Below are 11,887 nucleotides of genomic sequence, written 5' to 3' on the forward strand. Positions count from 1 at the left end.
TGCGTTCTCAGAACCTCCAAGGCCGCGCAAGCGGCCTTTTTCATTCCCGAAGGGCCTGCCGTACCGCGATGGCAAGGGCCTGTCTTGTGTAAAGTGCCTGCCATGCTTGCCCGTCACGTTGATCCCATCGTCGCCATTGCCACCGCTCCCGGCCGGGGGGCTGTGGGCATTGTCCGCGTCTCTGGCAAAGGCTTGGCGCCTCTGGTGAAGGCGTTGTGCGGGCGAGCATTACGCCCGCGCGAGGCCACCTACCTGCCGTTTCGTGATGCGCAGGGCCAAGCCATAGACCAGGGGCTGGCCCTGTACTTCCCGGCACCCCACTCCTACACCGGTGAGGACGTGCTGGAGTTGCAGGCCCATGGCGGGCCGGTGGTGCTTCAGTTGCTGCTGGCGCGCTGCCTGGAAGCAGCGCAAGGCACCGCGAGCGCAAGCCCGGTGCTGCCGGGGCTGCGCGTGGCGCAGCCAGGCGAGTTCACCGAGCGGGCATTTTTGAACGACAAGATCGACCTGGCCCAGGCCGAGGCAATTGCCGACTTGATTGACGCCAGCACCGAGGCTGCAGCGCGCAGCGCCAGCCGGTCTTTGACCGGCGCGTTTTCGCACGAGATTCACGCATTGCGCGATGCACTGATCCACCTGCGCATGCTGGTGGAGGCCACGCTGGACTTCCCGGAAGAAGACATTGACTTCCTGGAGAAAGCCGACGCCCGAGGCCAGCTAGAGCGCCTGCAGGCCACATTGGCTCAAGTGCGCCAGCGTGCGCAGCAGGGCGCTTTGCTGCGCGAAGGAATCAAGGTGGTCATTGCCGGCCAGCCAAACGCGGGCAAGAGTTCGCTGCTGAACGCGCTGGCGGGGGCTGAGCTCGCCATCGTCACCCCCATCGCGGGCACGACCCGCGACAAGGTGCAGCAGACCATCCAGATCGAAGGCGTTCCGCTGCATGTGATTGACACCGCAGGCCTGCGCGACAGCGATGACGAGGTGGAGCGCATCGGCATCGCCCGTGCATGGTCAGAGATTGAGGGGGCGGACGCCGTTCTCTTCTTGCATGACTTGTCGCGCATGGACCAGCCTGACTATTTGGCTGCAGATGCGGCCGTGGCGGCTTCCATGCAGCAAAAGATTCCGGCTTCCGTCCCGGTGATCGATGTGTGGAACAAGACCGATTGCACCAGTACCGCCGTGGCGGATGCGGCTGGCTCTGGGGCTGTGAATCGACGTTCGGTTCGAATTTCTGCGCGCACGGGCGATGGCCTGGAAGCCCTGCGGCGCATACTGCTAGAAGTCGCTGGCTGGCAGTCGGCGCCTGAGGGGGTCTACATCGCGCGCGCGCGCCACGTGCAGGCGCTGGCGCAGGTGGACGCCCATCTGGCGCAAGCGTCAGCCCAGTTGCTCATTTCCTCGCCTGCCCTGGATTTGCTGGCAGAAGAGTTGCGGCTGGCCCAGAACGCCTTGGGGGCGATCACCGGAGAGTTCTCCTCCGACGATCTGCTGGGCGTGATCTTCTCCAGCTTTTGCATTGGCAAGTAGCGCTCTCCACCGGGCAGCTTCTTTGTAAAGGGACGTAAGCGGTGCTTGTGTCTACTCTGTAACGCAGGTACTTTCAGACCCACTATGAATGCCCTAATGTCTACATCCCCTCGCGTTGATCTGCGCGGCCTGATTGATGCCATCGCCCAAGCCAGCGCAGACGATGCCATGACCAACCCTTTGTCGCCTGCGCAGTGGGAGGTGGTTGCACCTTACCTGCAGCCCACGGTGTTCCCGGCGAGCCACACCGTGTTCAGCCAGGGAGCGCAAGACCGCACCCTGTATCTGGTGGAAAGCGGCACCCTGAGCGTGCACTACCAGGACGAAAAAGAACGTTTGCGCCTGGCCGTGGTGGGCCCTGGCTCGGTGGTGGGCGAAGGTGCATTCTTCTCGCACCGCCCACGCTCTGCCACCGTGCAGACCAGCGCGCCGAGCAAGCTGTGGGCACTGCACGCCTTGCGCTTCACCGAGCTGGCCAATCGCCAGCCAGCCGTTGCTTTGGCGTTGACGATGGCGGTGGGGTCTGTTTTGGCCAAACGCCTGGGCAACCGCAAGCGCCGCGTTGCCGCCACCTGACATTACCGACGCTGATGGCGTTGCTGCCGAGGCAAAGTAACCAAGCTGTTTGTACCCCCAATTACACTCGCACCGGATTGATCACGAGCGCCCCTTCGAAGAAAGCAAGCCATGTCTCTGTTCAGTTGGTTCAGTCGCAAACCTGCACCACCCAAGGCCAAACCTCGCAGTGCGGGGGCTGAACCATCCGGTTTGTTGAATGCCGATGCCACCGTACCTCTGGCTCCGGGGCGGCCAGGGCAGCCTCTGCTTCAGCCCGTCCCACCAGAACACGCGGCCAACCGCAAGAACGAGCGCATGGAGCGCCGTGAATTGCTCTACACCGTGGTGCGCGATGCCATGGTGCGTGCGGGCGTGCTGTCGGCCAGCTATAAGTTCAAGGTCTTGTCGCTGGATCAGCGGGGTCGCCAGTTTCTGGTGATGATGGATTTGGCCCGCGAGTACGGCGGTGAGACCGCCCGTTTGAGCGAGATCGAGGCGCTGATTGCCCAGACAGCCAAGACCCGTTATGACATTCTGGTCACTGCGGTCTATTGGCGCATCAATGACCATGTGGCCGTGGGCCTGCCGCAAAAGGGCATCACCCCCACGCCGGTGCCGTCTGCTGCCGCGCCACAAGTCGTCGCGCGCAATCCGGTGCCAGCGCCCGTCCCAGCAGCACCCGCACCGGTGGCCGCGCCAGCATCGTCGCTGCTGTTCCCTGCCGAGCCCGCTGCCCGTTTCCCCACCACGCCCACGGCGCTTGGCCGTACGCCCTCGGGTACCACTGCGCCCGCCCCGCTGCTGCCCGCGTCCAACACCGGTCCCGCTCCTTTGGCGCCCGCCAGTGGGCCAGCGCAGTTTGAGCCGATCGAGGCTGACGAGGTGGCCGCCTTCAAGCGAGCACTGGCCGACGCTGCGGGCCGTGCGCCGGTAGCGCCTGCGGCCGCTGCGCGCCCCGGTGTGGCCGTGCGCTCAGGCCCCTTGCTGCCTCCGTCCCATTCCACTGATTTTGCAGACACGGAAATGCCGGGATCGGATGGGCAGAGTACCGCGCTGAGCACCACCCAGTACGGTGAGTTGAACTGAACGACTGCGTTCCTTGCCCGCTGTGCTGGTAAAAAAGGGAGCCCGTGGGCTCAATGCCAGTAAGTTAAGCAAAGGCCCTTCGGGGTCTTTGTTGTTTGTACAGTGCAGGCTTGATCAATTGAGCTTTGGCCATAGAGGTCAAGCGATAGCCAATGCTGCTGCAAGAGTACCTGAACGATACCCATGAGTTTGCGAGCCCCGAACAATGGGGTGTCGTTCAAAGCAACATACCCCAGCAGTGGATTGAACAGGCCTTGCAGATGACGGGTGTAGCCACGCTGCGCAAGCGGCGACTGCCCATGGAGCAGGCACTTTGGCTGGTATTGGGTGTGGCCTTGCTTAGAGACCGCTCCATCGTGAACGTGGCCGAGGTACTGGAGCTGGCACTGCCTGGGCAGCACAATGAACCCATCAGCTCCAGCGCGCTGAGCCAGGCGCGCCAACGGCTGGGCAGTGAGCCCCTGCAATGGCTGTTTCGCCACACTGCTGCCCATTGGGCGCACCAGCAGGCCGCTCGCCACCGCTGGCAAGGCTTGGCGCTGTACGCATTGGATGGCGTGGTCTGGCGTACCCCCGACACACAAGACAACCGCCAGCACTTTGGTTGCCAGCGCAACCACGCAGACCACCAAAGTCCCTTCCCCCTGGTGCGCATGGCCTGCTTGCTCGATGCCAGAGCTCGTTTATTGGTAGATGCCAGCCTGGATGCCTACGACACCAGTGAGTACGCATTGGCTGAACGCTTGTGGCCGAAGTTGCCGCCTGACTCGCTGGTGATTGTGGACAAAGGGTTTTACTCGGCAAGTCTGCTGTGGCCGCTGCAACACCGCCAGGGACGTCACTGGCTGATCCCTGCGCGTGCCGGACTCAGGGGCGAGGTGGTGCAAACGCATGGCCCTGGCGATGTGAGCTTGCGCATGAAGGTCTCGCCCCAAGCTCGCAAGAAAGACCCCGGCTTGCCGCTCACGTGGGAGGTGCGCGCCATCACCCGTGAACTCGATGGCAAACCCAGAACCTTGTTCACGTCCCTGATGGATCCGGCACGCTACAAGGCCGAGGAGGTGTTCGCGCTGTACCACGAACGCTGGGAGATTGAGCTGGCCTATGGAGAGATGAAGACGGACATGCTGGGCCAGGCGATGACGTTGCGCAGCCAGCAACCCGATGGGGTCAAGCAAGAGCTGTGGGCAACCTTGTTGATGTACAACCTGATCCGCTTGGAGATCACGCGCATCGCAGACGAGGCCAAAGTGCAGCCCTGTCGCATCAGCTTCATCACGGCGCTGCGCTACATCGTGGATGAGTGGCTGTGGAGTTCAGGATCACACACCCCTGGGGCCATCCCGGCCAAGCTTGCGGCCATGAGAAAGAACATCCGCCGCTTCGTGCTGCCGCCTCGCAGATCCCACAGGCGGTATCCGCGTGAGGTTCGTATGACCAAGACCCAGTATCCCGTCAAAAAAATGCCGCTCAGACTTAACTGAGCGGCATTGGCCCCAGGGGGCGGTTGCTGTGCGAATGCCAATCAGGCAGTGGCGTCAGACTTGCAACTCACGCTTTACAGCTTCGTGGTGGTGGTCTTGCAGGCGATCCTTGTGGCGCACCACTTGGCGGTCCAGCTTGTCTACGAGTTCATCCACAGCAGCGTACAGGTCTGAATGGGCGCTTTCTGCAAACAAATCGTTGCCTTTGACATGGATGTTGCATTCAGCACGTTGGCGCTTTTCCTTCTCCTTCTGTTTCTCTACTGTCAGCAGTACCTTGACGTCCACCACCTGGTCAAAGTGGCGAGTGATCCGATCGAGCTTGGTGGTGACGTAATTGCGCAAGGCAGGGGTAACTTCGAGGTGGTGCCCGCTGATCGTCAGATTCATAAATAGGTCTCCTGTGCTCTCGGTGAAACATATGCCGCACTGGATCAGAGTGGCGGCCCGGCGAACTGGATGCATCCGTTGGCGTGAGTTCACTATGCCTCTGCACCGTCTGAAATGCAATCCCATTCCGCTGTGCTGTGCCGGGTTATCAGGCCCAAGGTGCCAAACGCCAAAAAACCCCGCACAATGCTGAAGTCGGATCAAAACTGCACCGCCCACCGACCACTCGCGTCGTCACGCACCATCTCCCCCCGACACCCCACCCCGCACAGACCGCGCGCCACTGCAGCCGCTAGAGCAGGCAAGCCGCGTAAAATCTGGCCGCTTGTGATGCCAGCCCTCTGGGCGCCCGCAAGCTTGCCTTGCCTTCGTACGCCACGTTCCTGGCGCGTTGATTGCCACCATCGAAACCATGACCCAGCCCAGCAACCCCGCCCTGCACACCTCTGCCCTCACATCGCTGCCCCTGCTGGCTCGCGGCAAGGTGCGTGACAACTACGCCGTGGGCGACGACCGCATCCTCATGGTCGCCAGCGACCGCCTCTCGGCCTTTGACGTGATCATGGGCGAGCCCATCCCCGGCAAGGGCGAGCTGCTCACGCAGATGGCCCTGTTCTGGTTCGACAAGCTCGGCCACATCTGCCCCAACCACCTGACAGGCGATGCCCCGGAAAGCGTGGTCAAGCCCGAGGAAGTGGCCCAGGTGCGCGGCCGCTCGATGCTGGTGCAGCGCTTGAAGCCCATCCCGGTGGAGGCCGTGGTGCGCGGCTACCTGGCTGGCAGCGGCTGGAAGGAATACCAGGAAAGCCGCTCGGTCTGCGGCGTGCCGCTGCCCGAAGGCCTGACCAACGCGGCCAAGCTACCCGAGCCCATCTACACGCCCGCTGCCAAGGCAGCCGTGGGTGAGCACGACGAGAACATCACCTTCGAGCGCACCGTGGAGATGATTGGCCTGGACCTGGCCACCCGCATCCGCGACCTGAGCATCGCCATCTACAAGGCAGCGGCCGAGATTGCGCTGACCAAGGGCATGATCATTGCCGACACCAAGTTCGAGTTTGGCCTGGCCCCCGATGGCACGCTGGTGCTGATGGACGAGGTGCTCACGCCCGACAGCTCCCGCTACTGGCCCGTGGAAGGCTACGAAGCCGCCCTGGCCGCTGGTGCCAACCCCCCCAGCTACGACAAGCAGTTCGTGCGCGACTGGCTGGAGCAGGCCAAAGTGAACGGCAAGCCCTGGGACAAGACCGCCCCCGCGCCACGCCTGCCCCAGGAAGTGATCGCAAAAACGGCGGCCAAGTACCGCGAGGCGCTGGAGCGCCTCACCGCCTGACACTCATTAATTGATAGCATCTTGCGCTTTACTGGCGTGACTTCGTGGCCGATTTCTATTGGAATATAGCTACCAACAAGCGCCAGCCGCTTCTGATTTCATAGCACCAGCGCGCTGAAACCCGGCAACAAAAAAAGGAGGCGATGCCTCCTTTTTTTGTGAGCGCGCGGGCCAGACCGCAGGGGCTCAGTTCAGCGCCATGCTGAGCTTGCGACGGTAGGCGTTGAGCATGGCCGTGGTTTCGTCCTGCTCCACGGTGGTTTTGCCCACCAGTTCAATGCCTGCAGCCGTTTTGCCAGCCGCGGTGGGGTCAGGCTTGGGCTGGGGCGGAGTGAGCAGCTCCAGAATGGCCACATAGGTCTTGCGCGGCGCCTCGGCGTTCCAGGTCTTGTCGCGCATGATGATTTCCAGCAGCTCTTCCATGGCCGCCGCCCATTCGCCCTCGGCCATGAGCACGCGGGCCTTGGCAAAGCGGGTGTCGAAGTCGCGCTTGTTCTGGGCAATCAGGGCGTCAAATTGCTCCAGCGGCCAGTTGCCCCGGTCATCGTTCTGCACGAACTGCAGGGCATCGAGCCAGCGCCACAGCGCATCGAAGCGCAGCGGCTGGGGAATGCGCTTGAGGGGTTCCTGCAGCAGGGCGTCGGCCTCTTCGTAGCCGCCGGTGGCAATCAGCAGGCGCACGTAGTCAAAGCGGGCGTCGTCGTTGGTGGGGTCTGCGGCCAGGGCATCAGCCATCTTGGAAAGCGCCGCCTGGGTGTCGCCAGACTCCAGCAGTTCGTGGGCCTCGTCCACATCGGCCTCGGCCTCCAGCGCACCCTCGCTGGGCACATGCTTGTCGAGGAAGGCCCGCACCTGGCCCTCGGGTTGTGCGCCCATGAATCCGTCCACGGGCTGGCCGTTCTTGAGCAGCACGCAGGTGGGAATGCTGCGGATGCCGAACATGCCCGCCAGTTGCTGCTGCTGGTCCGAGTCGATCTTGGCCAGCTTGAAGCGGCCGGCGTATTCCACTTCGAGCTTTTCCAGCACCGGGCCCAGCGACTTGCAGGGGCCGCACCAAGGCGCCCAGAAGTCCACCAGCACGGGCACGGTCATCGAGGCGGCAACCACCTCGGTTTCAAAATTCTCTACGGTGATGTCGATCATGGGCAAAAAGCGGGCCGGCAGGGCAATGCCGCTCAGTTAAGTCTGAGCGGCATTTTTTTGACGGGATACTGGGTCTTGGTCATACGAACCTCACGCGGATACCGCCTGTGGGATCTGCGAGGCGGCAGCACGAAGCGGCGGATGTTCTTTCTCATGGCCGCAAGCTTGGCCGGGATGGCCCCAGGGGTGTGTGATCCTGAACTCCACAGCCACTCATCCACGATGTAGCGCAGCGCCGTGATGAAGCTGATGCGACAGGGCTGCACTTTGGCCTCGTCTGCGATGCGCGTGATCTCCAAGCGGATCAGGTTGTACATCAACAAGGTTGCCCACAGCTCTTGCTTGACCCCATCGGGTTGCTGGCTGCGCAACGTCATCGCCTGGCCCAGCATGTCCGTCTTCATCTCTCCATAGGCCAGCTCAATCTCCCAGCGTTCGTGGTACAGCGCGAACACCTCCTCGGCCTTGTAGCGTGCCGGATCCATCAGGGACGTGAACAAGGTTCTGGGTTTGCCATCGAGTTCACGGGTGATGGCGCGCACCTCCCACGTGAGCGGCAAGCCGGGGTCTTTCTTGCGAGCTTGGGGCGAGACCTTCATGCGCAAGCTCACATCGCCAGGGCCATGCGTTTGCACCACCTCGCCCCTGAGTCCGGCACGCGCAGGGATCAGCCAGTGACGTCCCTGGCGGTGTTGCAGCGGCCACAGCAGACTTGCCGAGTAAAACCCTTTGTCCACAATCACCAGCGAGTCAGGCGGCAACTTCGGCCACAAGCGTTCAGCCAATGCGTACTCACTGGTGTCGTAGGCATCCAGGCTGGCATCTACCAATAAACGAGCTCTGGCATCGAGCAAGCAGGCCATGCGCACCAGGGGGAAGGGACTTTGGTGGTCTGCGTGGTTGCGCTGGCAACCAAAGTGCTGGCGGTTGTCTTGTGTGTCGGGGGTACGCCAGACCACGCCATCCAATGCGTACAGCGCCAAGCCTTGCCAGCGGTGGCGAGCGGCCTGCTGGTGCGCCCAATGGGCAGCAGTGTGGCGAAACAGCCATTGCAGGGGCTCACTGCCCAGCCGTTGGCGCGCCTGGCTCAGCGCGCTGGAGCTGATGGGTTCATTGTGCTGCCCAGGCAGTGCCAGCTCCAGTACCTCGGCCACGTTCACGATGGAGCGGTCTCTAAGCAAGGCCACACCCAATACCAGCCAAAGTGCCTGCTCCATGGGCAGTCGCCGCTTGCGCAGCGTGGCTACACCCGTCATCTGCAAGGCCTGTTCAATCCACTGCTGGGGTATGTTGCTTTGAACGACACCCCATTGTTCGGGGCTCGCAAACTCATGGGTATCGTTCAGGTACTCTTGCAGCAGCATTGGCTATCGCTTGACCTCTATGGCCAAAGCTCAATTGATCAAGCCTGCACTGTACAAACAACAAAGACCCCGAAGGGCCTTTGCTTAACTTACTGGCATTGGCCCGTGGGCTCCCTTTTTTATTAGTCGTGCTTCAGTGATGTGGCGAGGTGCTCAAGCCTTGGTGTCGAGCAACGCGCCCATCATCCGGTCATTGGTCTTGAGCACTTGCACATTGGCCTTGAAGGCATAAGTAGCGGCCATCTGCTCAACCGCGTCCTGTTCAAGGGCCGAGCCTTCCTGCGGCGACCGCTGCACGCTGGCTTGCACGCCAGCGCCGCCAGGGCTTTCGGTCTGCTCAACCACCTGGCGGCGAAAGCCGGGCGTGTTCAGGTTAGCGACGTTGTGTGCCGACGCATCCAGCCGCAACTGCGCTGCCTGCAGGCCGGAATTGCCAATCGATGAAAGACTTGCCACGGTGTGACTCGCAAAGGGTGGATTGAACCCGGATTGTCTGCCCCCTCACGGGCGCTGGCAAGCGGCTGCTGCACTAGCGCTGAGCGGCATGGGCACGGGCCAGGCAGTCCTGAAATGCTTGCGTGGCCCGCGAGGGGGTGGGAGAGCGCCGCACCATGCTCACGAACTTGCACTCGTAATGGAACTGGTCGGGCTGCACGGCCTGCATGCGGCCGGTGCGCTCAAAAGCTTCTGCGTAATGGTCTGGCAGAAAGCCGAGAAAACGGCCCGACAGGATCAGCGTGGCAATCGACTCCTGGTCAAACCCGGTGGCGGTGCGGGTCAGTTCTGCGCGGTGGCTCAGCTCCATGTTGGGCGAGTGGTAGCCCAGCCCGGCAAACGGATAGCTGCGCAGGCTGTCCCAATCCAGGGCCGGATGTTGCGCGCCATACAGGGGGTGGCCCGCACCGCAATACAGCAGCATGGTTTCGGTGAACAGGTCGGTGTAGATCAGGCTTTGGGAGCTGCGGTGGGCCGGGATGATGCCCACGTGGTAGCTGCCGTCCATCACGCCCCGCTCAATCGTGTTGATGGAGCCCACATGCAATTGCAGGTTGACCCCCGGTGCCTGCTCGGCAAAGGCCGCAATCGCTTCACTGATGCGCGCGGCCGGGTTGCTGGCGGTTTTGTCAAACACTGCCACCGCCAGTTGCCCCCCCATGCGCGAATGGATGTCGTCGATGCTGCTGCGAAACGCATCCACCGCGCTGAGCAGGCGCAGGGTCTCGTCATACACCCGCTGGCCCTCGGCCGTCAGGGCAAACCCCGCGCGCCCGCGCCGGCACAGCGTCAGGCCCAGCCGCGTTTCCAGGTCTTTCATGTGGCGGCTTACGGTGCTGGTGCCAATGTTCAATTCCAGCTCGGCCGCAGCCATGCCGCCGCACTCGGCCACGCTTTTGAAGACCTGCAGCAGGCGCAGGTCCATGTCGCTGAGCTGACCCAGCACGGCGCGGTGCTTGGCGGGGGCTGCCATGGGCAGTGCGGCGGGGGCTTTTACTTGCATAAATCCTCAAGTAAACATGGATATTGCTTCATTTGAGAGATTAACACCGCCCCCAACAATGGCGCTTCGTGACCACCGTGTCCGACCGTTTCTATTGCCAGGATATTGCCAGGAGAGAGCCATGAGCTTCGCCGTCACCGACCCTACCCCCACAGCCCCCGTGCGCACCGACGCCGCCTGGCTAGACGCCCACTGGATGCCCTACACCGGCAACCGCCAGTTCAAGGCCAACCCGCGCATGATCGTGGAGGGCAGCGGTGCCTACTACACCGACTCCGAAGGCCGCAAAATTTTCGACGGTCTCTCGGGCCTGTGGTGCGCGGGCCTGGGCCATGGCCGCCGCGAGATCGCCGAGGCCATCGGCAAGCAGGCGATGAAGCTCGATTACGCCCCCGCCTTCCAGTTTGGCCACCCGCTGTCGTTCGAGCTGGCCAACCGCGTGAAGGAACTGACACCCGCAGGGCTGGACTATGTGTTCTTCACCGGCTCAGGCTCCGAGTCGGCCGACACGTCCCTCAAAATGGCCCGCGCCTACTGGCGCGCCAAGGGCCAGGGCACCAAGACGCGCCTGATCGGCCGCGAAAAGGGCTATCACGGCGTGAACTTTGGCGGCATCTCGGTAGGCGGCATCGTGGCCAACCGCAAGCTGTTTGGCCAAGGCGTGGAGGCCGACCACCTGCCCCACACCCAGCCGCCCGCAGGTTCGTTCCACAAGGGCATGCCGCCCACGGGCAAGGAGCTGGCCGACCGCTTGCTGGAAGTGATCGGGCTGCACGACGCCAGCAACATCGCTGCCGTGATCGTCGAGCCCTTCTCGGGCTCCGCCGGCGTGGTGATCCCGCCCGTGGGCTACCTGCAGCGCCTGCGCGAAATCTGCACGCAAAACAACATCTTGCTGATTTTTGATGAGGTGATCAGTGGTTTTGGCCGCTCTGGTGCGTTCACGGGGGCTGAGGCTTTTGGCGTGACGCCCGACATCCTGAACTTTGCCAAGCAGGTCACCAACGGCGCACAGCCCCTGGGCGGCGTGATTGCCAGCAAGGAGATCTACGACACCTTCATGGCCGCAGGCGGCCCGGAGTACATGCTCGAATTCCCTCACGGCTATACCTACTCGGCCCACCCTGTGGCGTGCGCAGCGGGCATTGCGGCACTCGACATCCTGCAAAAGGAAGACATGATTGGCCGCGTGAAGGCGCTGGCTCCGTACTTCGAGAACGCCGTGCACAGCTTGAAGGGCGCCAAGCATGTGGCCGACATCCGCAACTTTGGCCTGGCTGCTGGCTTCACCATTGCCGCCGTGCCCGGCGAACCTGCCAAGCGCCCTTACGAGATTGCGATGAAGTGCTGGGAAAAGGGCTTTTACGTGCGCTACGGTGGCGACACCATCCAGCTCGCCCCCCCGTTCATCTCTACCTCCGCCGAGATCGACCGCCTGGTCAGCGCCCTGGGCGATGCCCTGCAAGAAACCGCCTGAACTCCTGATTTGATAGCTGCTGGC

11 protein-coding genes are annotated in these 11,887 nt (G+C 62.7%); 6 read left to right on the forward strand and 5 right to left on the reverse strand.

What is annotated here, in order from left to right; all coding sequences use genetic code 11:
* The first annotated feature begins 102 nt into the window (after positions 1 to 102).
* The 4 genes from mnmE to BDD18_RS08390 all read left to right on the forward strand — a co-directional run bounded on the left by mnmE (position 103) and on the right by BDD18_RS08390 (position 4,658).
* The gene (gene mnmE, locus BDD18_RS08375) at positions 103 to 1,530 is read left to right on the forward strand and encodes a tRNA uridine-5-carboxymethylaminomethyl(34) synthesis GTPase MnmE (protein ID WP_142082665.1); all 1,428 of its coding nucleotides are present in this window, start codon (positions 103 to 105) and stop codon (positions 1,528 to 1,530) included.
* 84 nt (positions 1,531 to 1,614) lie between these two features.
* Positions 1,615 to 2,106 (forward strand): Crp/Fnr family transcriptional regulator, encoded by a 492-nt coding sequence (locus BDD18_RS08380; RefSeq protein WP_044399540.1) that lies wholly within the window; start codon positions 1,615 to 1,617, stop codon positions 2,104 to 2,106.
* Between the two features lie 111 nt (positions 2,107 to 2,217).
* A complete protein-coding gene (locus BDD18_RS08385; protein ID WP_142082667.1) occupies positions 2,218 to 3,174 on the forward strand; it encodes a hypothetical protein in 957 nt (318 codons plus the stop codon).
* A 152-nt stretch (positions 3,175 to 3,326) separates the two neighbouring features.
* Entirely contained in the window at positions 3,327 to 4,658 is a 1,332-nt protein-coding gene (locus BDD18_RS08390) for an IS4 family transposase (RefSeq protein ID WP_125958944.1), read from the forward strand.
* Between the two features lie 54 nt (positions 4,659 to 4,712).
* On the opposite strand, the gene hpf is transcribed toward BDD18_RS08390, so the two are convergent.
* A complete protein-coding gene (gene hpf, locus BDD18_RS08395) occupies positions 4,713 to 5,048 on the reverse strand; it encodes a ribosome hibernation-promoting factor, HPF/YfiA family (RefSeq protein WP_044399058.1) in 336 nt (111 codons plus the stop codon).
* Positions 5,049 to 5,460: 412 nt separating this feature from the next.
* Between hpf and BDD18_RS08400 the strand changes: the two genes are divergently transcribed.
* Entirely contained in the window at positions 5,461 to 6,381 is a 921-nt protein-coding gene (locus tag BDD18_RS08400; RefSeq protein WP_044399082.1) for a phosphoribosylaminoimidazolesuccinocarboxamide synthase, read from the forward strand.
* A 186-nt stretch (positions 6,382 to 6,567) separates the two neighbouring features.
* On the opposite strand, the gene trxA is transcribed toward BDD18_RS08400, so the two are convergent.
* The 4 genes from trxA to BDD18_RS08420 all read right to left on the reverse strand — a co-directional run bounded on the left by trxA (position 6,568) and on the right by BDD18_RS08420 (position 10,386).
* On the reverse strand, positions 6,568 to 7,524 hold the full coding sequence (gene trxA, locus BDD18_RS08405) for a thioredoxin (protein ID WP_142080794.1): 957 nt from the start codon (positions 7,522 to 7,524) through the stop codon (positions 6,568 to 6,570).
* 32 nt (positions 7,525 to 7,556) lie between these two features.
* A complete protein-coding gene (locus BDD18_RS08410; RefSeq protein ID WP_125958944.1) occupies positions 7,557 to 8,888 on the reverse strand; it encodes an IS4 family transposase in 1,332 nt (443 codons plus the stop codon).
* A gap of 153 nt (positions 8,889 to 9,041) precedes the next feature.
* Complete coding sequence (locus BDD18_RS08415) at positions 9,042 to 9,344, reverse strand: flagellar basal body protein (protein WP_044399549.1); 303 nt, start codon at positions 9,342 to 9,344, stop codon at positions 9,042 to 9,044.
* Between the two features lie 73 nt (positions 9,345 to 9,417).
* Positions 9,418 to 10,386 carry a LysR family transcriptional regulator gene (locus BDD18_RS08420; protein ID WP_211360729.1) on the reverse strand — a complete coding sequence of 323 codons (969 nt, stop codon included), beginning with the start codon at positions 10,384 to 10,386 and terminating at the stop codon, positions 9,418 to 9,420.
* Between the two features lie 121 nt (positions 10,387 to 10,507).
* On the opposite strand from BDD18_RS08420, the gene aptA reads away from it, so the two are divergent.
* Positions 10,508 to 11,863, forward strand: a complete 1,356-nt coding sequence (aptA, locus tag BDD18_RS08425) for an omega-aminotransferase AptA (RefSeq protein WP_142082669.1) — start codon at positions 10,508 to 10,510, stop codon at positions 11,861 to 11,863.
* Positions 11,864 to 11,887: the final 24 nt, after the last annotated feature.

It is taken from the genome of Acidovorax temperans, assembly GCF_006716905.1.
In the GTDB taxonomy this organism is placed as follows: Bacteria; Pseudomonadota; Gammaproteobacteria; order Burkholderiales; family Burkholderiaceae_C; genus Acidovorax; species Acidovorax temperans.